Origin of the sequence: Undibacterium sp. Dicai25W (genome assembly GCF_049340505.1) — a bacterium.
Classification (GTDB): domain Bacteria; phylum Pseudomonadota; class Gammaproteobacteria; order Burkholderiales; family Burkholderiaceae_D; genus Undibacterium; species Undibacterium jejuense.
Window position 1 is genome coordinate 21,672 of record NZ_JBMPOQ010000025.1, and the last position, 22,875, is coordinate 44,546.

The following is a 22,875-nucleotide window of genomic DNA, read 5'->3' on the forward strand; positions in this document are numbered from 1 at the left end:
GTTGCTTATTTAACATGTTTAACAATATCTCAAATAAATACGTTTTAGATAATTAATGTAGTATATGATGCAATTTCTGCGTCATCTCAATGAGAGCAGTGAATATCAAATAGCAATTCAGGTTTGCAATTTTAAGAAGTTAATGTTCGCCGTTCCTTACAAGAATCGAGGCAATTAATGAATAAAATCAGCACCAGAAATATCGATCCCGCGCACATTTGGCAAAACTGGGGACAATCAGTCACTACTACCCCGGAAAAAATTTATACCCCCCATTCTATTGCTGAAGTCATCACTATTGTCAATGATGCGCGCCAAGCGGGAAAAACTATTCGTGTCGTAGGAACAGGTCATAGCTGGAGTCCCTTAGTACCAACGAATGACATCCTGATTTCAATGTCCAAATTCAATACTATATTCGTGGCACCAGACCGTAGTCAGGTAACGATCGGTCCTGGAGTTACCGTGGATCAACTCACGCCTATCCTGATCGAAAATTCAGTCTGCCTGCCATCGGATGTAGGACAAGGTGTCGGTGAGGCCACCTACGGTGGCATTGTCTCCACCGGCTGCCATGGATCTGGCATCAATATGCTGACCACGTCAGACTATGTTGTAGCGCTCGAAGTTATCACGTCTCATGGAGAGGTGGCTAGCTTTGATGAGACCGATCCCGCTTTATTGAATGCTGCTAAACTGGCATTAGGGATGTTTGGAATTATCGTCAACATTACCTTTAAGGTACCGCCTGCATTCAATGTACAAGTTAATGAATTCAAGTGTTCAATTGTCGACTGCCTAAAAGAGCTGAAGTCCTTTGTATTAGATAATGACTACGCAGAAGTATCCTGGTTTCCATTTAATGATCAGGTCTTTATGCAGAAGGCTAACAAAACGACCTTACCTGTCACACGTGTCGGCCCCGCACCACCAAGCTCTGCTTTTGATGTGACGTTAAATGCTGCGATCGGAGCAACTTCATTGAGCGCATTAGAAACGGATCCGACACAAACTCCCGATATCATCAGAGCTGGTTTTCGTATGATGAGCTTGTACGACTATGTCTGCAATATCACCGACTACCTACATAACACCGATTACAGTCCGATACTCCCGTACAAAATATTAGATATTGAATTTGCCTTCAATATCGATGAAGAGTTCAACGATGTACGCAAGGCATTCCGCATTTGTATTGAGCGCGTTGAGAAATGGCAGCAAGCTGGCCTCTATCCACTCAATGGTGCAATGGGATTTCGGTTCACAAAAAATAGCCATGCAACGCTCTCACCAGCCAAAGGAAATACCTATACAGCATGGATGGAATTCAACAGTTTTTATAAAACTGACCTGTTCACTGAGTTCGCCGGTCAATTAGTACAAGACCTGCTCCATGAATTGCCACAGGCTCGTCCACATTGGGCAAAAGGTTTTCAATTTATGCCGGAAACCATACCCAATATGAAACGCGCTTTCGGAGCACAGCTAAACGAATTCAATGCTTTAAAAGCAAAAGCTGGCGTTGATCCTGAGGGCGTCTTTGTCAATCAATATTTGAAGTCCCTCTTTTTTACCTGATGTAGACGTATTGGCTGGGCGGGAATACCTCTGGCCACATTGTTTGGCGGCGCTTTCTTTGTAATGGCAGCATCCACTTTTCTACACCGGGAAAAAATGATGACAACCGAATATATAGATACCATCCAATTCACCAAATGGTGGTTAAAAAACCCTCAGGGCAACGAGCAGGTTATGGCAGCATTTCGTGAGTTTGTGAAACAAATAAACGAAACCGAACCGGGCACTTTTACTTATTTGATGTATACGCCTAATCTGCAAGTCGCAAATCAACCATCCCAGGTCCCAACAGAACTATTTTTCATCGAAAGCTATGCTAGCCCAGCGGCTTTTTCCACGCACATCGATGCGTTCGTAAAAGCAATTAGTGACCCATATAAGAATAGCTTTTATCCCTATGCAATGAACACTGCAGAGCCTTTGGTCTTGACGGATTGCTGTGCGCGTTTTCGCCCCACATCAGGAGGTGCACCCTGTGGATTTATTCGCCCGGATGGATTCAAGCACGCCCAGGTTACACAAAATGCGAGATGGTGGGTAAAGCCAGAAAAAAACAAGCATGAGCTCCTCAACGCCCTTTATGAATTTTCGTTATGGGTGAAAAAAAATGAGCCAGGAACGTTGATGTACTTCTTTACAAATCCAGAGCAAGGTAAGACTGCTCCTCCGGCACCAGACGGTGAAATCAATTTCATCGCGGCTTATCAAAATGAGCAAGCACAGACAGAACACTACGCCAATTGGAATGCACGTTTTCTCAGCAAGTACAAAGACTATTTTGTCGCGTCATGTAATGCCCCATCCGTACCTTTTATTGAAGAACAAAATTTGCGCTTCTTTGATGGATTTATTCGCCAAAAAAACTGGGATTGAACATGGTTACGATGAAACTTATCGATGAATTAAAAAGTATTATCGGCGGCACGGTCGCATTGCCAAACGAATCGGCCTACCTGCATGCCATCACTCTAGACAATGGAAGAGCCCAAAGAGAACCAGCGGCGATTATTTTTCCGATCAATGCAAAAGACATTGCCAATGTTTTAAAGTTCTCCAAACAGCATAAAATCACCGTCACCGTTCGTGGCGGTGGGCACAGTGCTAATGGGTATTGCTTAAATAATAGTGGTTTTGTTATCGATATGTGCAACTTAGTGGCCAAACATATCGATACAGAACAAAGCACCTTACGTATGCAGGCAGGTGTTTCCTGGTTAGATGTCTATCAATTTCTTGGTGCGAGTAATACCGGACTGATACCGGTTGGTGGTGCCTGCTCAACCGTAGGTGTCGGTGGTTTTATTTTGGGGGGCGGCTTAAGTTGGGTTTCACGCTCTTTGGGTATGGCCATTGATAGCTTACTTGAAATAATGATTGTTACTGCTGATGGCGACATAAAAACGATACAACGCGACGCCTACAAGTCGAAAGAAGACGAAGATTTGTTTTGGGCTTGCCAAGGCGGTGGCGGCGGCAATTTTGGTATTGTAGTTGAAATGAAAATTCAACTTCATAGAACAAATACACCAACTATCTTTGGTGGCTCATTAAGTTTTCCGATAGAACAAATTCAAGAAATACTTTCCTTTTACAATGAATGGATTCTCACCGTTCCAGATACCTTAGCAGTCTATGGTTATTTGGGAATGACGCCACCAGAAGCAGGGCAACAGGTTCAAGCCTTGTGTTTGACCGCAGTTTATAACGGCAGCTACGAAGAGGGATTTGAGTTAATTTCTCCACTGCTTAAATTCAAGCCTATCTACACCAACATCTACAATACCAGCCTGATTGACTATGAAATCGCCAATGGAAAATTTACCTTGGTCGAAAATCGAGATGCCTATATTCGCTCAGCGGTCTTTGCACCAGGTGCATTAACGCCAGAAGTGGCAGAAATATTCAAACGAAATATGCTCTCAGCACCGTCGTCGGAAAGCTTTGCGACGTGGATGCATACGGGTGGGCGTATCAAAGCCAAACGTCCGGACGAGACGGCCTATCCTCACCGTGAAGCAGAGTTTGTCTTCCAGCTAAAGACCATCTGGGACGACCCTACTACTGCTTTTTCGAACGTCGCATGGGGCTATCAATTCGTCGAGGAATTGCTCGTTCATGCGGATGGTGGCTATGTTAATTATATTGACCCGCTACTACATGATTGGAAAGTGCAATATTACGGGCCAAATATAGAGCGTTTGGAAAAAATCAAAAAACACGTTGATCCAGAAAACGTATTCCATTTCCAACAGGCCGTGAATTCAGATTTTAATCCTGAAAAACTTGATTTCAGTCGACCAGAAACTGTTGATTTAAGTCCGCTTAATCGAACTAATTTTAAATAATCATAGCAAATAATACATGATTCAGGATGCTGATTTACCGTCTAAAAATTGCTTCAAAAAGCCGCTTATAAACAATGTAATTCAACTATTTTTAAATTATGAATACACACAAAAGTAATGCAGATTTATTTCTGACTATTTCAGTTTGGCTAACCGGTTTTGATGAAGTTGAACTACAAGGTACGGGAATGGTTGACACGTATTTTCAAACGATCATCACCAAGAATACGGCGTCATGCATCGATCATTTTTTTCAAGCTGTCCAGACTGTTCTGGCTGAGGGCGGGGGCGATGAAGAAAAAACGAACGCACTCATATCGCGCTTATTATTTCCAACTTCCTGCTATAACAATCTGGCGCAGAACATCATCAACATGTGGTACAACGGCGCGTGGATGCCCGATGTCAATGCGCCAAATGCCAATATTGCGCAAGTCAGCAATATCAGTCCCGATGCCTATGTAAAAAGTCTTGTTTGGCCGGCATCTGAGACGCATCCACCAGGTGCCAAGCAACCCGGATATGGGTCGTGGGCGGTTCCTCCGGTTCAGATTTCAAAGTAATGCGTTAGTACATATCTCAAGTCAAATAATGCATCAATTCAGCGACTAAAAGCAGGCATTTTCCATTGCACGTAAGCTGCAATTGAAAATGTAATTCATGAATCAACGGCGAAGAAAACTATGACTCAAGAATTCGATGTGGTGATTGTAGGTACCGGTATTGCTGGCGCCATTATGGCTAAAACACTGACCCAAGCGGGTAAGTCTGTTCTTATGTTAGAGGCAGGATTGGAAGCTGGCATCGCCATGGATCGTGATATTGCATACAAAAATTATCAACAATACCTTACGACCTTTTACAGTAAAACAAACAAAGCGACGAACGGCCCTTATCCAGATTTGACCGATGCGCAATCAGTAGACGTATTACAAATTCAAGCAAAAACACCTTACAACTCGGGCTATTTAGTTCAGATGGGACCGCTACCCTTTGCCAGTGATTGTTTGCGGGGGCCTGGCGGTACGACGCTGCATTGGCTAGGAAGCGTACCACGCATGTTGCCGCGTGACTTTCAGTTAAAGACACTCTATGGTCAAGGGGTGGACTGGCCTATTTCATATGATGACCTAAAACCATATTATGAAATGGCGGAAAATGAGATCGGCGTCGCTGGCGATGTCGCATCTCAAATTGGACCAGATATGAGTCCAGCGAATTATGGCAAAGATTACGTTTTTCCGATGTTGGAAATTCCGCCGACTTATCAAGATCAGATGTGGAAGAAAAATACAGAAAATCTGAAAGTCAATCTGTATGGAAAACAATATACCTTGTCATGCCTGACCATCCCTCAAGGTCGTAACTCTGTTCCGAATCCTCAATATCGTTATGGAGATGTCGTGTGGGATCCTTCTACCCAAAAACTTAAATTACTTATTAACAAGCTCACCTATCAGGTGGTAGGGTCTATTTGGAGTCCTTACACAGGAGAACGATGCGAAGGCAATGCAAGTTGCACACCTATTTGCCCCGTACAGGCAAAATACAATGCGCTCAAAACGCTCAAAAAATCGGATCGCACCAAACTAAAAATCATCACTCAAGCGGTTGCCTCAACATTAAATATTGACGATAAAACGAAGGAAATTACAGGTATTGTTTATAAAATGTATGACCAACCCGATTCCACGTATTACACGACAGCGGTAGCAACCGGCAAGATTTATATTCTGGCGGCGAGTGGGTTTGAGAATGCAAAAATTTTATTGGCGTCCAATGCGGCCAATTCCAGCGACCAGGTCGGGCGTAATATCATGGACCATTTGGTCATGCTGACCTGGGGACTTTTTCCTGAAAAAGTCTATCCATATCGTGGCCCGGGTTGTACAAGTTATATACCAACCTTCCGCGATGGTGAGTTCCGTAAAGATTTTGCTAGCTGGATTTCTCCTTTTGATAATTGGGGCTGGGCATGGCCAACTTTTGCCCCGGGCACCGATGTTAGTAATGCTCTGGCTGCTGGTAAATTTGGTAAAGCATTGCGACAACATTTGAATTCAACAGTGACCCGACAAGCTTTATTGCACTTTGAATGTGAACAACTTCCTGAGCCAACAAACCGAATGACAATTGATCCTAATTATATGGATCAACTCAACAACTACAGACCTGTTATTCAATATGATGCTTCGGACTATATGCGCAAGTCTTTTGCTGCAGCAAAGATCGTATCTGATCAAATTTTTGCTGCAAATAATATTGAAGACCATACGCAATATAACCCTACCGATCCCGATTATGTGACATGGGAGGATCGTGGTTATACATTTTGGGGGGCCGGCCATATTGTTGGTACGCACCGTATGGGTTCATGCAAAGAAGATTCCGTTGTCAATTCTTCACAACGCACCTGGGATCATGACAATCTGTATTTGATTGGCTGTGGAAACATGCCCACATTAGGGACATCCAACCCAACCCTTACCATGGCTGCAATGACATATATGGCAGCCGAAGCGGTCATTAAACAATTGGAGGAGATCAAAAAATGAACAAGCACCCATCCCCAGATCAAATGCCACGACGTCGCCAGCAGTTGTTGTTCGTAGAGACCGATTTTAAAATATGTGGAAGCATCACCTCAATTGACAAGCTGCGTGGTCACCTGCAAACGGCGATAGAAATCGAGCACTCAACGATTCCGACCTACCTTTGTGCGCTGTATTCTATCAATGCCCAAAGTAATTCATTTGCTTATCAAACGATACAAAGCATTGTCATGGAAGAAATGCTACACATGATTCTGGCAGCGAATATCCTTAATGCAATCGGCGGCAGTCCGGCCATCAACAAACCTGAATTCATTCCAGAATATCCAACGTATTTGCCGCACAGCGACAAAGCATTTTTAGTGCCCTTACAAAAACTCTCCAAAGACACATTGACCATATTCTTGGATATTGAAAAACCAAAAAAACGTCTCGCACCGCCAGAAGCAGATAATTATAAAACGATTGGACAGTTTTATGATGCGATCAAACATGCACTTCGCTACTTTGACTTCATCACTCCGGGTGGCATTTTTACTGGAAAAAAAGAGCGCCAGGTTTCCTCTCACCACTACTACGGTGGTGGTGGAAAACTTATTCCCATTTTCGGTCTTTCCGACGCCATAGAAGCGATCAATGAAATTATTGGCCAAGGTGAAGGAATGAATGGTTCGATCATTGATCCTGACCACAAATTTTTTGATGAAGAAATTGAGTACGCACACTATTTCCGTTTTAACGAAATTATGCTCGCGCGTCGTTACCAACCAACGGATGCGCCGCAAGATCCACCGAGCGGCTCCCCAGTGCAAGTTAACTGGGATGATGTTCTGAATATGCAACCAAATCCAAAAATGAAGGATTACCCAAAGGGAAGCGAACTTTGGAATAAAACTTATGAATTCAATCGCACCTATATAACGTTATTAACCAGCATTCATGATGCATGCAATGGTAATCCTGAGTTATTAATGAAAGCTATTCCACTTATGTACGATTTGAAATATAAAGCACTGGATTTGATGAATACACCAATCGGCAATGGCAAAACAGCAGGACCCAGCTTTGAGTATGTACCGTTGTAGATGTAAATTCACAGGCCATTGATTTTGGTGATGGGCACATTGCTGGAAGTTAAATTTCTTTGGAGTATAAACCATGAACTTTTTTTCCTTTTTTGCAGGCGTATTACTTTTTTGCGTTTCAAGTATTACGTGTGCCCAAAACTTACCACCACTTAACAGTAATGCGTGGAATTTTATTTTTGTTCAGAATTTCGAATCAAATCCAGAAACTAACAATTTATCTGTTCAAGGCTTTAATCATGCTAATTTATATGGGCAATTGCTAAGTACAGCAACTGCTGGAAAATTAAAAGATATCAGAAAAATTTACGCCTTCGATCTGCAATCTAAAGCTAGCAGCATGAAGTCGGTAGAAAGTATAGAACCCTTCGGCATATTGAGTAACCTTGGCATCACACGTAGTATCGTCAACGCCGGTGATCGCACCACTTATAATTCTCCGTCCTACATTATCAGCAATATTCTCGCCAATCACCCCCATGGAAATTATGTTGTTTCTATGCCGGTCGAGTTAATCAATAGTACCGTCAGTGAAATCCTTAATTCACCAACTCCAGCGCCTGTCATTAGCAATAACAATTACAATCAATATATTGTTTTATCGATCGAGAACGGCATTAATTCTGCAATTGTGTACGATGACAACATTGTTTCTGGTAAAACTTACCCCTCTCTGAAGTTAAAAGGCGGCGAAACCTGCAGTCAGGCAGCGGTAAAATTTCATGCCGATAAACCCATCGCATCGTCATTCGCTTTTAACAAAAATCAGATAGTACATTTGCTCAGACATGTCGAAGCACACCCTACTTCAACGTTTGAGAATGGAAATTTAGTTTGCCAAGGTGCATGGCGTGCGATCGGTGTGAATGAAATTTTAAAACGTAAAATTGGCGTTCCGGCTCATTTTTTCACTTCCAACCCCAGCAATATTATTTCTTGTGATTCTACGTGCTCCTATATCAGACCATCACTTACCATTGCCCCGTTTGCTATTGAGCAGAATAAGCAGTTGGAACTAGCATCGTTTCAGTGGAATGATCCAGCATCATTGGCAACTGCTTTATTTACTCGTAATGCGCCATATGGCGGCAGCTTTGATCAATCAAGTGTATTGGTGGGATGGGAGCATGGAAATATTAAGAACGCGGTGACTTATTTATTCAACACGATTTACAACAATCCCGCTGCTGCAAAACAGATACCAAAATGGAATTTCGATGACTATGACACTATTTGGACTATCAGCATAGATGAAAAAGGAGGCGCTACATTTTCTAATTCATGTGAAGGTGTGCCAACAGAATCGCTACCATCAACATGTCCTGCCTTTATGCCAAATGTAAGGTAAATTTTGAAATAGAGCAAATTAAGGTTTTGTCGCATTAGTAAAACCAGTCGTCTTTCTAGTAGACGGTTGCATCCACCTTCGCAATTGACGGAATTATCCTGCCCACGCATAAAATTGGTCAGCAAAATTCAGATCATCGCGGCCTTCTTTCATCAGCTGACCTTTGCGAATCATATGCATCAGTTCGATTCCAGCTAAAACGTTTTTAGCTGCTCGAAAGGATTTGAGTCCAAGCATAGGTCTAGTCACTCTTCTAAAGATGCGCGAATCGGATACGCAGTTGTACTTGCTTTCATTCAATGTGGTCAGCTCATGGAAGGACTTTCACCTCCATGATCGCACCCATGCTGGGCGCGCACATCCTCCCCGCCCTAAACGACGGAGATTCCTACGGCGCTGCGCAATGATTTGCGGCGCCAGCCGTTGCTGGCGGATACGGTAGCAGTTACCCCTTAAGCCCTCTGTAAGCAGAGACATTTTCACAATTAGTTGCAAAAAAAATTGATATAATCATATTTCCAATTCCTTTCATATTGCCTTGCATGCACATCACGCTAATTGCAATGCCCGGAAGTCTGGCGATCGTCAACACAATACAAATCATCCATGAATAAAGCGCAATCAAAATCAGCTCTTTTGTTCTTTTTTGCATTGATTGCTGGCTCTGCTACATTTCTTTTTGTTCCTAAAAATTCGATAAGCGATTTTGAATCTAAGCATCAGCCTCAATCGCCTGAAACGTGGAAGCACTCTCCGTTTGACAAAACTCATGCTGCATCAACAATATCCACTCCACGGCTAGCGTTTGTCTTCTTATCTGATTAACGTTTGCAGGAAAGCTAAATCCAGCTCTTTACGCCTCACCCGCCAACACTTTTTCCACACCACGATTAGCAAGTTGATCCGCGCGTTCATTACCGTGATGTCCGGTATGGCCACGCACCCAGCGCCAGTCGATTTTGTGGGTGGACTGCGCTGCATCCAGCGCTTGCCATAGGTCGACGTTTTTGACGGGTGCTTTGGAGGCGGTTTTCCAGCCCTTTGCTTTCCAGCCAGTAATCCACTCGGTAATACCCTTGAGCACATATTGGCTATCGGTATGCAAAGTGATATGACATGGACGCTTTAAGGCACCCAACGCTTGAATCACCGCCATCAATTCCATGCGATTGTTGGTGGTCTCTTTTTCACCGCCGCACATTTCTTTTTCTTTGTCACCAGCAACAAGTAGCGCCCCCCAACCACCAACGCCGGGGTTACCTTTGCATGCGCCGTCCGTATAAATTTCAATTTTATCCATGGTTTATTTTTTTGCTTTGTTAACGACGGCAACCGCATTTCCACGTGCCATACGTTTTTGCTTCCAGGCGGGGCCGATCAGGTGCATACCGCGTACGCGCTTGACCGCTTGCACCATGTACACAGCGCCCAGGTATGGCCACCATTTTTGACCAGCGTTTTCCATAAAATGAAAGCGCTGTAGCCATTTTTCAGAACGACATGGTGGCACATAACAACCAAACTCATGTCCACCCACTTCCATATTTAATAATTTTAACCAGTCCTTCATCCGCGCAAAGCTGATAAATTCGCCTTGCTGTGGCAAAAAATAATTCTTATTCAAACGCCCAGCGAACTGTCTCGCACCCCACAAACTGGCTTGATTAAAACCACTGATGATCAAACGACCTTCTGGTATTAAAACACGCTCCACCTCACGTAAGAGTTGATGCGGCTCTTTGGCGAATTCCAGTACATGCGGCAAAATAATAAGATCAATGCTTTGCGTATCAAATGGCAATTCAGAAAAATCGTGCAATAAGACTATGGGTCTTTGCGCCTTTTCATTGTCATCCGGATTTGCGTCGCGCAATATGGTATTGGTCAGCCATCGGTTTGGCATCCGGCTCGCAGCCAGGCCATCAATTTGCGGCATCCCAATTTGCACAGCGTTATAGCCAAAGATGTCCACGGTCAATTTAGCCAGTAAGGCTTGCTCCCATTCGAGCACATAGCGCCCGGCCGGTAACTGCAACCAGGCATCGAGGTCTATAATGTTCTTTTCCATTGCATCCATGTGTCTATGAAAAACTCTCTGACGATATTGACTGTGCCTGCGTTTCAGGACAATTATTTGTGGATCATACACAATGGCAAATACGCCGCTGTCATCGATCCGGGTGACGCAACGCCTATATTACATGCGCTGGCACAACATAAGCTCATATTATCGGCGATTTTACTCACGCACCACCATGCTGATCATATTGGCGGTGTTAAGGAGTTGCTAGCGTCCAATGCAGCACATCTTACAATTCCAGTGTATGGCCCGGCAAATGATAGCATTTCGTCAGTTACGCATCCCTTACATGAAGGAGATACGGTTCATCTACCAGAACCAGGTATTGTTTTATCAGTGATCGACGTTCCGGGTCATACTTTAGGTCATATCGCTTATTTTGCAGCGCAAGAACACTGGCTGTTTTGTGGCGACACCCTGTTCGCTGGAGGTTGCGGACGAATATTTGAAGGCACGCCAGCACAAATGCTATCGTCCCTCGATAAACTGGCGCGCCTGCCGGATGACACGGCGGTTTATTGCGCCCATGAATATACGATGGGAAACTTGCGTTTTGCTGCGACCGTTGAACCCGACAACCAACAACTTGCACAACGTATCGCCGTTGAGCAAGCAAAACGCGATCGGGGGCAGCCTACTGTACCGACGCAGATTGGATTAGAAAAATTGACCAACCCGTTTCTGCGCATCAGAGAACCTAGCGTGATTGCTGGCCTGCGCAAGCATCAAAAAATTAGCCCATCAACATCTGATGCAGCGATAGATGAGTCAGAAAACTTTTATGCCTTACGCGAATGGAAAAACAATTTCGCGTGAGCGCGATCTCGCTCTAAAATACCGACATTTTTTGGTTCAGGGTTCAAATTACCATGCTCGAAGTCAGTAACAACAAAGATGCTCAAACAACGCTCGCCTTATTTTGTAAGGTAGTTGATAACTATGGTGACATTGGTATCTGCTGGCGTTTGGCAAGACAACTTGCGCATGAGCATGGAATCACCGTAAATTTATGGGTCGATGATTTAATCAGCTTTAAACGTATTTGCCCAGAGATACACACAAATCAAGCCAAGCAAGATGTCGCTGGCATCAAGGTTACACATTGGCGTGATCAGGATGGTGTTTTTAAGGTGAATGATATTGCCGATATCGTCATTGAATTTTTTGGCTGCGATATTCCACCTGCCTATATTGCAACGATGGCGCAATGCACTCCGCGCCCGCTCTGGTTTAACCTCGAAGGGTTAAGCGCTGAAGAATGGGTAGAAGGCTGCCATCGCTTGCCATCGCCGCATCCACAGTACTCGTTGACCAAGTATTTCTTTTTCCCGGGCTTCACCAATAAAACTGGTGGCTTGATCAAAGAAGCCCAATTAAGCGAACAGCGCCAGCAATTTCAATCTGATCCCCAAGCCGTCATGCAGTTTTTGTCGCAACTTGGGGTCACTGCAGCCGAACAAGAAGCAATCAAAGTCTCTTTGTTTTGCTACCCACATGCGCCCGTGAATGAATTATTTGAGGCCTGGAAAAACAGCCCGGTCGCTGTAACTTGCCTGGTACCAGAAGGCGTAGCGAGTGATGCAATCACCCATTTCCTCGGGCAAACTGCCGTTGCCGGTACTCATGCGACACAAGGTGCATTAACGGTGCGTGTACTGCCATTCATACCGCAATCGGATTACGATCGCCTGCTATGGGCGTGTGACCTGAATTTTGTCCGTGGTGAAGACTCATTTGTGCGGGCACAATGGGCGAACAAGCCCTTTGTCTGGCATATTTATCCTCAGGATGAAAATCTGCATCACGTCAAACTAAAGGCGTTTTTAAATCGCCACACAGCCAAAACCGCCACCTTGGATAAGCTCTCCCTGACATGGAATGCCGCAAGCGACCTTCACGGTAACTGGGCAGATGTATGGCAAACTTTGCTCACTGAGCTACCCCAAATTACACTTTTGAGCACCGAATGGGAGCAAGAAATGCTCAAAAATGGCAATTTCAGCACTAATTTACTGCAGTTTGCTACGACACTTGCTTAATTACTGGCAAAAAATGGGGTAAAATATGCGGTTAATTTTTACCGTATTTTCAAATTCAATCGGACGTGGGCTTGCAGGGCTTTTACCAGTAGGCAACAGATGATTTTTATGCAATCACCTTTTTACGTATATTTACTATGAAACCTGCAAAAGAAATTCGTGTTGGCAACATCATTATGGTCGATAGCAAGCCTATGATCGTTTTGCGCTCTGACGTCAATGGTTCAAGCCGCACGGGCTTCACCTACAAGTGGAAGATGAAAAATCTTTTGACTAACAGCCCACAAGAATCCGTTTTCCGTGGCGATGACAAGTTTGACGTAGTTGTTCTGGACAAAAAGCCAGTCACCTACTCTTACTTCGCTGACCCATTGTTCGTATTCATGGACGCAGATTACAACCAGTACGAAATCGAAGAAGAAAACCTGGGTGATGCATTGCACTACCTGAAAGACGGCATGGAATGCGAAGCGGTATTCTACGACGGTAAAGCTATCTCCGTAGAATTGCCAACAACAATCGCTCGTCAAGTTGTGTACTCCGAGCCAGCAGTTAAAGGCAACACTTCCGGTAACGTATTGAAAGAAGCAAAAATCGAAAACGCAATCGAAGCACATTGCCATATCGTTCAAGTGCCACTGTTCGTGAGCCAGGACGACGTGATCGAGATTGATACACGCACTAACGAATACAAACGCGTTGTACGTAACTAAAATATTGCATCTCGTTGAGATGCATACTAAAACGCCGCATCATTTGCGGCGTTTTTTTTCGACCTAAAATCTCCGTAGGGCGGATGCAACCCACCTCGTTTTACAACGCCAGGTTTGAGATTAAACGTAAAAAAACCTCACTTACTTTCATACAAAAATAAGTGAGGTATAAACTTGTCACCTTGAGACAATTTCTACTAAACGGCATGGCACAGCCACGCCGAATTTGATACTCAATTAAAACGCTGGAACCACAGCGCCTTTGTATTTTTCTTCGATGAATTTCTTCACTTCTGGCGATTGCAAAGCGGCGATCAGTTTTTTGAAAGCTGGGCTGTTTTTGTTATCATCACGCGCTACCAACAGGTTCGCGTAAGGTGAATTTGCATCTTCGATGAATAAAGAATCTTTGACTGGATTCAGTTTCGCTTCAATCGCGTAGTTGGTATTGATCAATGCCAAATCAACCTGATTCAATACACGTGGCAGCGTTGCGGCTTCCAGCTCCTTAAATTTCAAGTTCTTAGGATTGGCGATGATATCTTTCTTGGTCGCCGAAATATTGGTTGGATCTTTCAGCGTCAACAAACCCTGCTTTGCCAACAACAATAAGGCACGGCCAGAATTGGATGGATCGTTAGGGATCGCCACTGTTGCACCGTTAGGGATATCAGCGACTTTTTTATATTTCGTTGAATAAGCGGCAAACGGCTCAACGTGTACCTTAGCAACAGGTACTTCGATATCATTGGAATGGCTTTTCTTAAATTCATTTAAATACGGTTGATGCAAAAAGAAATTACCATCTAAGTGTTTTTCATTCACTTGTACTGCTGGTTGAATGTAGTCAGTAAATACTTTGACTTTCAGATCCACGCCTTCTTTTGCCAATTGAGGCTTAATGAATTCCAGGATTTCTGCGTGAGGGACCGGGCTTGCAGCGATCGTCAACACATCAGCGGCATGCGCCATGCCAGCAGCAAAAACGCTGGCAACAGTCAAGCTCGCGGCGACTGCAGTACGCACACTATGTTTAATTGTTTGTTGAAATGAGAGCTTCATATTACCTATCCTTATTTTTATTAAGAGTAAAAGAGTAAAAAAGAAAAACAAACTACTTACGGGTAAATCTTGCGACCAACTTGTCGCCAGAGAACTGCAATACCTGTACTAACAAAATCAAAATCGCGACCGTCACGATCATCACATCGGTCTGGAATCGTTGATAGCCAAAACGTAAAGCCAGATCACCAAGACCACCACCACCAATCACACCAGACATTGCCGCATACGAAACCAAGGCAATCGTCGTCACCGTTGCTGCAGCAATTAAACCTGGCAAAGCTTCCGGCAAGAGTGCGTGAATGATGATTTGATGAGTCTTTGCGCCCATCGCCTGGCACGCCTCGATAATGCCGCGATCCACATCACGCAACACGTTTTCGACTAAACGCGCAAAAAATGGCGTGGTACCAATCACCAAAGGTGGAATTGTTCCAGCAACCCCCAAAGACGTGCCGACCAAAAACAAAGTAAACGGAATTAAAACGATCAATAAAATAATAAATGGCACCGAACGTAATACATTTACCAAGACCGATAACAAGGCATAAATGCCGCGTTGTTCCAGCAACTGTTTTTTGCCGGTAACGAACAACAAGACGCCCAAAGGCAAACCTAGCAAGACCGTAAAAAACAACGAACACCCCGTCATCGTCAGCGTATCCAGCGTTGCCTGGGCAATGTCTTCCCAATCAATATTCGAAAAATCCATTAGTACTTACTCCCACTCAAACCCAACACATCCGCTCGCACATCCGCCGCACGCAAAGAAACCAATACCGTATTGATCTCATCCGTCGAACCAATCAGCTCGACTAGCAATTGTCCGTATGGTGTATTTTTGATGCGAGAAATAGTTCCCTGCAAAATCACCATCTGCACTTGGGTTTGCGCTGCGATGCGACTCAAAATAGGCTCATGGGCAGCAGCACCGACATAAGTCAACCGGATCAATAATCCGTTTTCTCGTTCATTGCGAATTTGTAATACATCGAGATCGAGTGCGAGATTTTCCGCCACCATACTTTGCGTCACGGCGTGCTTTGGATGCAGAAAAACGTCAGCGACATCACCTGTTTCGACAATTTCACCCGCATCAATCACCGCAACCTGATCACAGATCGTACGAATGACCTGCATTTCGTGGGTAATCAAAACGATCGTCAGACCCAACTTCTGATTAATGTCTGACAGCAAACGCAAAATGGATTGCGTTGTTTCTGGATCAAGCGCCGAAGTCGCTTCATCACACAACAACAAAGTTGGATAATTCGCCAATGCACGAGCGATGCCGACGCGTTGCTTTTGACCACCTGAGAGTTGCGCCGGATATTTATCGCGTTGATCGGCTAAACCGACCAAATCCAATAATTCATCCACGCGCTGACGACGTTGTTCTTTGCTGTAAGAACCTGCTAACTTGAGCGGGAAATCAATATTCTGTGCAATGGTTTTTGCACTGAGCAAATTAAAATGTTGAAACACCATGCCGATACGCTGACGCAAACCGTGCAATTGGTCAGCATCGAATTGGGTAATATCAGCACCGTCGATCAGGATCTTGCCTGAAGATGGTCTCTCCAATAAATTCAGAGTTCGAAGTAACGTACTTTTACCCGCCCCTGACCGCCCGATAATGCCGAAAACTTTTCCTTGTTCTATTTGCAAATTAATGTCACGTAAGGCCTGCACTTGCGCACCGACACCACCACGACCCACTTGATAAAACTTCTGTACTTGCTCAATCCGTATCACTGATAACCACGCCAAAAAATCACAGAAGCCGATCTTACCTAAAGCTTCAAATGCTTTCCAATCATATAAATTCACTTGCATATATGAAATTTCATATATAAAGACAGTCAATTAAAAAATTGCTCAGACTTGATAAATCCGGCTTAGCCAAGAAATTCCATCTCGCGAATTATTTGCAACTTCTAATAAAATTCGAGATCTTCGTGGAACTAATTCTTCTACTCGCCATCTGAGTCAGCAACATATCGCTTTCAATGCAAGGATGATAAGTTCAATTTTCTTTGTTATGATATGGTGCTATGCAGTAAAAAACCCGAGGCAATAAATGAGTACTTGCGGAGTACTTGCTGAGTACTTGCTTCAAACCTGAACCTGAAAAATATCCATTTTAATGTTGAGCAATAAACTTCCATCTGTGCAGTACCGACAGAGACATGCCACACAAAGCCTGCCCATGGCCTTGGTGCAGTCTTTCGTTGTGCGCGGCTGGAAGGCAGGCGTTGCTTTAATTACCGCCCTGACTTTTGCTTTACTGATTTCGACGGCAGCCACGCATCATCATGCGAACTCCATCGAAGATCAGGCTTGCTCACTTTGCAGTGCGATCTCAGATAAACTTGACCACGTCACACCGACCGCGCAAGCGCCGCTCACACTGCAATTGTTTGCATATACACTGCAAACTGGCGTTGCTTATCTGTCAGATTTCGCTGCACCGTCATTACTTCCTCCTAGTTGCGGTCCACCCGACCTCGCTCGATCCAAGCTGCTTAATTCCTGATTTGCAGGATGTGTTGATGTGTATTGCTGAGCGTTTTTTGCGCTTAGTACCCCTCATCAACTCGCTTATGTCTGCGCGTCTGCATCGAAAATGCTGAGCGCATAGAAGACAGAAGCCCTGCACTTCATAACTAAAATAAGCATCTCCAGTAACACACCAAAAACAAGATCTCGTGCGCCCTAAGCGGTGACGCCGTTTCGCTTGTTACTACTTCATTTTTTAAAATACGCATTAATAAAAGGTTCACCATGACTACGCAAGTTCTTCGCGCCTCTCTCCGCTTACGCCCACTTCCTTTGCTGTTAGCTGGCTTATTTGTCGCCACCTCAAGCTATAGCATTGCAGCAGAAAATGACGATGCCAATTCCGACGCAGCCACAACAGCAAGTGCAGGCGCAGGCGCAAATCCCATTACGGATCAGGCGATATCTACAGTAGAAGTCACCTCTGCACATCTGAAAAGCGCACGTATAGAACTGTCACCAAAGGTGGGAACAACGGTCTATACCATCGATAAACATATGGTAGACATGATGAGTCAGGGTGATTCGACACCGTTTAATGAAATCTTGTTGCGCTTGCCTGGTGTCGCACAGGATTCGAAGGCATCTGGCGGCCTGCATGTGCGTGATGATCACGCAAACGTTCAATACCGCATCAACGGTGTGCAATTACCTGAAAGCATTACTGGTTTTGGTCAATCCATCGATACTCGCCAGATTGACTCTACCGATTTCATTACCGGCGCATTACCAGCGCAGTTTGGTTTGCGTACGGCTGGTATTGTGGACATTCAAACCAAGGAAGGCTCAACTAAACCCGGCGGCCGCATAGGCATCCTGGTCGGAGGAAATAATTACTACAATCCTAGCGCAGAATTTTTCGGTACAGTTGGTGCTTTCAATTACTATTTATCTGGCAGCTATTTGTCGAATGAGCTCGGCATAGAAAATCCAACTTCCGCTAAAAGCGCCATTCACGACAAAACCCAGCAGACTAAATCCTTTGGCAATTTGTCGTACTTTCTGGATGACGACACCCGTCTTGGGATGATGTTCGGCACGTACAACGGCAAATTTCAGATCCCCAACAATCCCTCACAAGCACCGGCTTTCTCGTTGGCTGGCGTTAGTGACATGACTAGCGGAATCAGCACCTTACCATCATCACAACTTGATGAAAATCAGCGCGAACTAAATCGCTTTGTTGTTTTGTCTTACCAAAAAAATCTGGGTCCATTGAATTTTCAATTATCCGGATTCAAACAATATTCTGAACTTCATTTCACACCAGATCGGGTCGGTGATTTAGTCTATAACGGTGTATCTACTGATACTTTGCGTTCAAATTCATCAGCAGGTCTACAAGGTGATGTGAGCTACAAAATCAATCCGCAACACACGTTCAGAACTGGTTTTGCGTACACGCGCCAATCAACTGAAAGCAATAATACCGTCGGTGTTTTTAATGTGGATGCTAATGGTGCGCAGTCATCCAACACACCGCAATATATCGTCGATAATTCCGGCAAAGTTGGCCAACTTTATAGCCTGTACGCACAAGATGAATGGCACATTTCTGACCCACTGACACTGAATTATGGCGTGCGCTTTGATCGTGTGTCGGCATTTGTGGAAGAACAACAGTGGAGCCCACGTCTGAATCTGGCATATAAAATGAACGATGCCACTGCTTTCCATGCAGGTTACTCACGTTACTTCACGCCACCACCGCAAGAATTGGCTTCGCAAGCAAGTATCAACTTATATTCAAATACAACAGCAGCACCACAGATTCCGACGTCGGACAACGTCAAATCTGAGCGCACGCATTATTTTGATGTCGGGATCAGCCATAAAGTGAACGACAAGCTCAGCCTGACTGCCGACGCCTACTACAAAAATATCAGCAATATGCTCGATGAAGGCCAGTTTGGGCAGGCATTGATTTTGTCACCGTTCAATTACGCCAAAGGTTTTGCAAAAGGCCTGGAAATATCCGTGGTGTATAGCGAAAAGAACTGGGGAGCGTTCTTAAACACTTCTATCCAAAAAGCGCAGGGAACAAACATCGTCTCGGGTCAATCCCTATTTGCGCCGGATAAGTTAGCGTATATCGCGAATAATTACGTCTATGTCGATCACGACCAGACTTACACCGTTTCCGGTGGAGCCCATTACCACTTTGGAGATTCACAAATCAGCGGTGATTTTTTATATGGTAGTGGCTTGCGCAGAACGCCTGATGGTGGCGCACCGAACTCAGCGTCGCTCAATTCTTACACTACGTTTAATGCAGCATTTGTTCATCATTGGAAAAAAACAGCAGTTGGCGATATTGAAGGACGTCTGTCCCTGGTGAATATTTTCGACAAATCCTACTTACTGCGTGATGGATCTGGCGTTGGCGTAGGTGCCCCACAATACGGCGCGCGCCGAACTTTGTATGCAGGCATTTCTACTAGCTTCTAAAAAATTTAAAACACTACACTAACAGCTCAAGCAAAAAAAATGCGACCAACTGGTCGCATTTTTACGCCTTAACATATCCAGACCCTGTCGAAGTACCGACAATCAAGACTTCGTCAAAACGGTCTGGCAGCTTGCTTTTTGTGGGTCGTTCGCTGGTAATTTGGCACAAATGCCGTCTAACTGTGCATGGATTTTCTGGAACACAGCTTGATGCTGACCATCTTTATTCCAACTGATCAATTTCTTACCCATTTTATCCAGAGACGCGCGATTACGTTCGTAAAAAGCGTTTTCTGTTTTCGACAATTCAGTAAAAATACCGGTGACGGTACGCTCGATCCGTGCATCATCGCCTGGCGCCAGATCCACCAGATTACCGACGTAGTTTGCACCCCACTGCAAACGTGTTGCAGGGCCTTTTGACGCATCGTAAGCCTGCGAATACCAACTCAACGCCGCTGCCTTATCACCACGTTTTTTTGCATTACTACCAAGGGTGGACATAAAGTAATACGGTGAATGCGAACGTTGTAATTCGGCTTTCAACAAGGTATCTGAATCATCCAGTAAATCGGCACTCCCCAAAGCCTCCGCCGCAGAATGCACAACGGATTGTCGCTCGTAGGCATCTGTCGTTGCATGATCAATGGCGGCTACACGCTTTTTAACGTCTTTTTGTAAGGATGGGCTTAATGCCGCATTATCCAATTTAGCCAGTGCAACTTGTGCAATGACGGCACCCAATCTATCGGCCTTAGAAATGGTCGCATCATCAGATGACTTCACCAATGCCTGATTCCAGACTGTGACCAGTTTTACACGTTCTGGCGATTTTGCAGTCGTCAGATAGCCAGTCACCTCTGCCGCCGGACCAGCAACTAAATCCAGATTATCACGTGCCACCTTAGGACTAGCAAGCGCATTGGAAAGTTTGCTGATCGCCTTTGCTTTATCTATCGTCGCAGATTTCGCAGGCTCAGCGGTAGCGAGTGCAAACAAACCTTTCAGATAAAGACGCGTTGCCGCTGCTCCTGGTGGGCAAATCTCTGCCAGACGCAAAAGGGTAGCCGGTACTTCTTTAGCAGCAACTAACTTTTGATCAGGATCATCCCAGGAATAATCTGCTAACAAACTCCAGTCTTCGGCTTTCAGCGTTTTTGCGCCAGCCAATGCAGCTTTGTAGGTATCATTGACGGACGTGGAGGTGTTCATTGCCAGACTCAAGACTTGCAAATAACGCTCAGAGTCAACTTCACCTGGCAAACGTGTAATCTCGGTACCATCTGGCTTTAATAAGATCATGGTTGGATAACCGCGCACTTTGAACTGCGCACCAAATTTTTGTGCGCTCGGGCTATCACCATCCAGATATACAGGAATGAAATGGCGAGATTTTTCGATGAATTCCTGACGATTAAAAATCGTTGCCTTCACCTGATTGCAAGGTGGGCACCACACTGCACCCCAATACAGGAATAAAGGTTTATTGCTGGACTTTGCCAACGCAAATGCCGCATCCAGATTATTATCCTTGCGCCACTCTATACCGCCGGGTTGCACCGTATGCAGATCTGGGGCAACGGATTCCGCCGCAAAGCTGCTTGAAGTCGCCAGCACGGCAGCAACCAAACCTGCCAATAATTTAACTGAAAAAGGAGAAATAATTTTCATAAAACTTCAGTAATCAAAGTGAAGCGAACAGTGTAACAAAGTTATCTTCTCACATGAAAATTTTCAGTTCAAACGAAATAGAATGTTTTCATCTATCCATATATCCTCAAAATCTGAATCTCTGCCCCGATATTTATACCCAAATCATCTATACATAGAACAATAATGTTCTTTGTTTTGCACTAGGAATTAGAGAAGATACTTACTATCGAACCAAGGATAGCCATCACTTATGAAAACAAACTCCAAAGTTACAGCCAAAACGGCAAACGTCGCAAATAACCGTCGTGTGTTAATCGGTATGCTTGCCACGATAGCGATCACTTACGTCGGCATCCAATCTGCTGCCCGCGCCGGAGAACCGCTATTGAACGCTTCTTACGATGTGACCCGTGAATTATTTAAAGAGGTCAATCCAGCCTTTGTCTCAGACTGGAAGAAAAAAACCGGCGAATCGATCACTATCAATCAGTCCCACGGCGGCTCTAGCAAGCAAGCACGTTCCGTCATTGATGGCCTGAATGCATCTGTCGTGACAATGAATCAAGCCAATGATATTGATGCCATTGCTGACAAGGGGTTAATTTCGCCAAATTGGGATAAAGCGTTTCCGAACAACGCCGCCCCTTTTTATTCAACAATGGTATTTTTAGTCCGCAAAGGCAATTCTAAACATATCGCTAACTGGGACGATCTGGCGAAGCCAGGCGTACAAGTCATCGTGCCGAATCCAAAAACCTCGGGCAACGGTCGCTACACCTATCTGGCAGCATGGGGTTCAGTCATTAAAAATGGCGGCACCGAAGCACAGGCCAGAGATTTAGTAGGACGCTTATTCAAAAATGTACCCGTGTTAGATGCTGGTGGCCGCGGTGCTACAACCACTTTCACTCAAAGACAAATCGGTGACGTCTTAGTGACGTTTGAAAATGAGGTGCAATTAGTCAGGCAAGAATTTGGCGATAATTACGATATTGTTTATCCAAAATTCTCTATCCTCGCTGAATCACCTGTTGCTGTCGTTGATAAGGTTGTCGATAAGATAGGCACACGCAAAGTAGCAACGGCTTATTTGCAATTCTTGTATTCAGATGTTGGACAAGATATCGCTGCGAAACATTTTTTCCGTCCACGTTCTGATGCTGCTGCAAAAAAATATGCAGCTAACTTTAAACCTGTGAGTTTATTTACGATTGATGAAGTATTTGGAGGCTGGAAGCAAGCGCAGAAAAAGCACTTTGATGATGGCGCGGAGTTTGACAAGATTTATCAGGGCAAAAAATAGTTTTACTCTGATACACGGGCGCAGGCCGCTGGCTCGCTTGCAAGCTCGCCCCTTCGAATCCCCTACACGAGGAGCAAAACTTTTTGCTCCTCTCTGCTCCGGAAAAAATA

At 44.6% G+C, this 22,875-nt stretch carries 20 protein-coding genes and 1 pseudogene; 14 read left to right on the forward strand and 7 right to left on the reverse strand.

Annotation, left to right across the window (positions count from 1 at the left end; all coding sequences use genetic code 11):
* Positions 1 to 177: 177 nt before the first annotated feature.
* From ACO0KY_RS17990 to ACO0KY_RS18020, 7 genes are all read left to right on the forward strand, one after another.
* Positions 178 to 1,578 carry a D-arabinono-1,4-lactone oxidase gene (locus tag ACO0KY_RS17990; RefSeq protein WP_423048372.1) on the forward strand — a complete coding sequence of 467 codons (1,401 nt, stop codon included), beginning with the start codon at positions 178 to 180 and terminating at the stop codon, positions 1,576 to 1,578.
* Positions 1,579 to 1,677: 99 nt separating this feature from the next.
* A complete protein-coding gene (locus tag ACO0KY_RS17995; RefSeq protein ID WP_423048388.1) occupies positions 1,678 to 2,451 on the forward strand; it encodes a putative quinol monooxygenase in 774 nt (257 codons plus the stop codon).
* 11 nt (positions 2,452 to 2,462) lie between these two features.
* On the forward strand, positions 2,463 to 3,923 hold the full coding sequence (locus tag ACO0KY_RS18000) for an FAD-binding oxidoreductase (protein ID WP_423048390.1): 1,461 nt from the start codon (positions 2,463 to 2,465) through the stop codon (positions 3,921 to 3,923).
* Positions 3,924 to 4,021: 98 nt separating this feature from the next.
* Positions 4,022 to 4,486, forward strand: coding sequence for a hypothetical protein (locus ACO0KY_RS18005; RefSeq protein WP_423048392.1), 465 nt, complete (start codon positions 4,022 to 4,024; stop codon positions 4,484 to 4,486).
* A 120-nt stretch (positions 4,487 to 4,606) separates the two neighbouring features.
* Positions 4,607 to 6,478 (forward strand): GMC family oxidoreductase, encoded by a 1,872-nt coding sequence (locus ACO0KY_RS18010; protein ID WP_423048394.1) that lies wholly within the window; start codon positions 4,607 to 4,609, stop codon positions 6,476 to 6,478.
* Positions 6,475 to 7,560: a ferritin-like domain-containing protein gene (locus ACO0KY_RS18015; RefSeq protein ID WP_423048396.1), complete on the forward strand. Its 1,086-nt coding sequence runs from the start codon at positions 6,475 to 6,477 to the stop codon at positions 7,558 to 7,560. The genes ACO0KY_RS18010 and ACO0KY_RS18015 overlap by 4 nt, the downstream gene beginning before the upstream one ends.
* 73 nt (positions 7,561 to 7,633) lie before the next feature.
* A complete protein-coding gene (locus tag ACO0KY_RS18020; protein WP_423048398.1) occupies positions 7,634 to 8,908 on the forward strand; it encodes a hypothetical protein in 1,275 nt (424 codons plus the stop codon).
* A 93-nt stretch (positions 8,909 to 9,001) separates the two neighbouring features.
* On the opposite strand, the pseudogene ACO0KY_RS18025 reads toward ACO0KY_RS18020, so the two are convergent.
* A pseudogene (locus tag ACO0KY_RS18025) lies at positions 9,002 to 9,151 on the reverse strand (IS6 family transposase); the annotation flags it as partial.
* A gap of 363 nt (positions 9,152 to 9,514) precedes the next feature.
* Here ACO0KY_RS18025 and ACO0KY_RS18030 point away from each other — a divergent pair.
* Positions 9,515 to 9,733, forward strand: coding sequence for a hypothetical protein (locus ACO0KY_RS18030; RefSeq protein ID WP_423048400.1), 219 nt, complete (start codon positions 9,515 to 9,517; stop codon positions 9,731 to 9,733).
* A 28-nt stretch (positions 9,734 to 9,761) separates the two neighbouring features.
* Here ACO0KY_RS18030 and rnhA read toward each other — a convergent pair whose 3' ends face one another.
* Positions 9,762 to 10,208 (reverse strand): ribonuclease HI, encoded by a 447-nt coding sequence (rnhA, locus tag ACO0KY_RS18035; RefSeq protein ID WP_423048402.1) that lies wholly within the window; start codon positions 10,206 to 10,208, stop codon positions 9,762 to 9,764.
* A 3-nt stretch (positions 10,209 to 10,211) separates the two neighbouring features.
* On the reverse strand, positions 10,212 to 10,976 hold the full coding sequence (locus ACO0KY_RS18040) for a class I SAM-dependent methyltransferase (RefSeq protein WP_423048404.1): 765 nt from the start codon (positions 10,974 to 10,976) through the stop codon (positions 10,212 to 10,214).
* 15 nt (positions 10,977 to 10,991) lie between these two features.
* On the opposite strand from ACO0KY_RS18040, the gene gloB reads away from it, so the two are divergent.
* The 3 genes from gloB to ACO0KY_RS18055 all read left to right on the forward strand — a co-directional run bounded on the left by gloB (position 10,992) and on the right by ACO0KY_RS18055 (position 13,740).
* Positions 10,992 to 11,804 carry a hydroxyacylglutathione hydrolase gene (gene gloB, locus ACO0KY_RS18045; protein ID WP_423048406.1) on the forward strand — a complete coding sequence of 271 codons (813 nt, stop codon included), beginning with the start codon at positions 10,992 to 10,994 and terminating at the stop codon, positions 11,802 to 11,804.
* A gap of 53 nt (positions 11,805 to 11,857) precedes the next feature.
* Positions 11,858 to 13,027: an elongation factor P maturation arginine rhamnosyltransferase EarP gene (gene earP / locus ACO0KY_RS18050; RefSeq protein ID WP_423048408.1), complete on the forward strand. Its 1,170-nt coding sequence runs from the start codon at positions 11,858 to 11,860 to the stop codon at positions 13,025 to 13,027.
* A gap of 137 nt (positions 13,028 to 13,164) precedes the next feature.
* Positions 13,165 to 13,740: an elongation factor P gene (locus ACO0KY_RS18055; RefSeq protein WP_186914055.1), complete on the forward strand. Its 576-nt coding sequence runs from the start codon at positions 13,165 to 13,167 to the stop codon at positions 13,738 to 13,740.
* A 237-nt stretch (positions 13,741 to 13,977) separates the two neighbouring features.
* Here ACO0KY_RS18055 and ACO0KY_RS18060 read toward each other — a convergent pair whose 3' ends face one another.
* Genes ACO0KY_RS18060 through ACO0KY_RS18070 form a run of 3 tightly spaced genes read right to left on the reverse strand, consistent with a single transcriptional unit; the run spans position 13,978 to position 16,557 of the window.
* On the reverse strand, positions 13,978 to 14,802 hold the full coding sequence (locus ACO0KY_RS18060) for a MetQ/NlpA family ABC transporter substrate-binding protein (protein WP_423048410.1): 825 nt from the start codon (positions 14,800 to 14,802) through the stop codon (positions 13,978 to 13,980).
* 52 nt (positions 14,803 to 14,854) lie between these two features.
* Positions 14,855 to 15,514, reverse strand: coding sequence for a methionine ABC transporter permease (locus ACO0KY_RS18065; RefSeq protein ID WP_422994155.1), 660 nt, complete (start codon positions 15,512 to 15,514; stop codon positions 14,855 to 14,857).
* Entirely contained in the window at positions 15,514 to 16,557 is a 1,044-nt protein-coding gene (locus ACO0KY_RS18070) for a methionine ABC transporter ATP-binding protein (protein WP_423048420.1), read from the reverse strand. Before ACO0KY_RS18070 ends, ACO0KY_RS18065 begins: the two co-directional genes overlap by 1 nt.
* 394 nt (positions 16,558 to 16,951) lie before the next feature.
* On the opposite strand from ACO0KY_RS18070, the gene ACO0KY_RS18075 reads away from it, so the two are divergent.
* Together ACO0KY_RS18075 and ACO0KY_RS18080 are read left to right on the forward strand one after the other, a co-directional pair.
* Entirely contained in the window at positions 16,952 to 17,338 is a 387-nt protein-coding gene (locus ACO0KY_RS18075; RefSeq protein WP_423048412.1) for a hypothetical protein, read from the forward strand.
* Positions 17,339 to 17,586: 248 nt separating this feature from the next.
* Positions 17,587 to 19,809: a TonB-dependent receptor gene (locus ACO0KY_RS18080; protein WP_423048414.1), complete on the forward strand. Its 2,223-nt coding sequence runs from the start codon at positions 17,587 to 17,589 to the stop codon at positions 19,807 to 19,809.
* Positions 19,810 to 19,911: 102 nt separating this feature from the next.
* Here the strand turns inward: ACO0KY_RS18080 and ACO0KY_RS18085 are convergent, their stop codons facing one another.
* Positions 19,912 to 21,480: a thioredoxin family protein gene (locus tag ACO0KY_RS18085; protein WP_423048416.1), complete on the reverse strand. Its 1,569-nt coding sequence runs from the start codon at positions 21,478 to 21,480 to the stop codon at positions 19,912 to 19,914.
* A gap of 301 nt (positions 21,481 to 21,781) precedes the next feature.
* On the opposite strand from ACO0KY_RS18085, the gene ACO0KY_RS18090 reads away from it, so the two are divergent.
* On the forward strand, positions 21,782 to 22,765 hold the full coding sequence (locus ACO0KY_RS18090) for a sulfate ABC transporter substrate-binding protein (RefSeq protein ID WP_423048422.1): 984 nt from the start codon (positions 21,782 to 21,784) through the stop codon (positions 22,763 to 22,765).
* Positions 22,766 to 22,875 lie beyond the last annotated feature (110 nt).

What these genes read in the sequence shown, in the direction of transcription:
- rnhA (WP_423048402.1), bottom strand. Translation starts at nt 10,208, where the DNA reads ATGGATAAAATTGAAATTTATACGGACGGCGCATGCAAAGGTAACCCC.
- ACO0KY_RS18040 (WP_423048404.1), bottom strand. Translation starts at nt 10,976, where the DNA reads ATGGAAAAGAACATTATAGACCTCGATGCCTGGTTGCAGTTACCGGCC.
- ACO0KY_RS18085 (WP_423048416.1), bottom strand. Translation starts at nt 21,480, where the DNA reads ATGAAAATTATTTCTCCTTTTTCAGTTAAATTATTGGCAGGTTTGGTT.
- ACO0KY_RS18015 (WP_423048396.1), top strand. Translation starts at nt 6,475, where the DNA reads ATGAACAAGCACCCATCCCCAGATCAAATGCCACGACGTCGCCAGCAG.
- ACO0KY_RS17990 (WP_423048372.1), top strand. Translation starts at nt 178, where the DNA reads ATGAATAAAATCAGCACCAGAAATATCGATCCCGCGCACATTTGGCAA.
- ACO0KY_RS18030 (WP_423048400.1), top strand. Translation starts at nt 9,515, where the DNA reads ATGAATAAAGCGCAATCAAAATCAGCTCTTTTGTTCTTTTTTGCATTG.
- ACO0KY_RS18065 (WP_422994155.1), bottom strand. Translation starts at nt 15,514, where the DNA reads ATGGATTTTTCGAATATTGATTGGGAAGACATTGCCCAGGCAACGCTG.
- ACO0KY_RS18000 (WP_423048390.1), top strand. Translation starts at nt 2,463, where the DNA reads ATGAAACTTATCGATGAATTAAAAAGTATTATCGGCGGCACGGTCGCA.
- ACO0KY_RS17995 (WP_423048388.1), top strand. Translation starts at nt 1,678, where the DNA reads ATGACAACCGAATATATAGATACCATCCAATTCACCAAATGGTGGTTA.
- ACO0KY_RS18020 (WP_423048398.1), top strand. Translation starts at nt 7,634, where the DNA reads ATGAACTTTTTTTCCTTTTTTGCAGGCGTATTACTTTTTTGCGTTTCA.
- ACO0KY_RS18060 (WP_423048410.1), bottom strand. Translation starts at nt 14,802, where the DNA reads ATGAAGCTCTCATTTCAACAAACAATTAAACATAGTGTGCGTACTGCA.
- ACO0KY_RS18090 (WP_423048422.1), top strand. Translation starts at nt 21,782, where the DNA reads ATGCTTGCCACGATAGCGATCACTTACGTCGGCATCCAATCTGCTGCC.
- ACO0KY_RS18055 (WP_186914055.1), top strand. Translation starts at nt 13,165, where the DNA reads ATGAAACCTGCAAAAGAAATTCGTGTTGGCAACATCATTATGGTCGAT.
- earP (WP_423048408.1), top strand. Translation starts at nt 11,858, where the DNA reads ATGCTCGAAGTCAGTAACAACAAAGATGCTCAAACAACGCTCGCCTTA.
- ACO0KY_RS18005 (WP_423048392.1), top strand. Translation starts at nt 4,022, where the DNA reads ATGAATACACACAAAAGTAATGCAGATTTATTTCTGACTATTTCAGTT.
- gloB (WP_423048406.1), top strand. Translation starts at nt 10,992, where the DNA reads ATGAAAAACTCTCTGACGATATTGACTGTGCCTGCGTTTCAGGACAAT.
- ACO0KY_RS18080 (WP_423048414.1), top strand. Translation starts at nt 17,587, where the DNA reads ATGACTACGCAAGTTCTTCGCGCCTCTCTCCGCTTACGCCCACTTCCT.
- ACO0KY_RS18010 (WP_423048394.1), top strand. Translation starts at nt 4,607, where the DNA reads ATGACTCAAGAATTCGATGTGGTGATTGTAGGTACCGGTATTGCTGGC.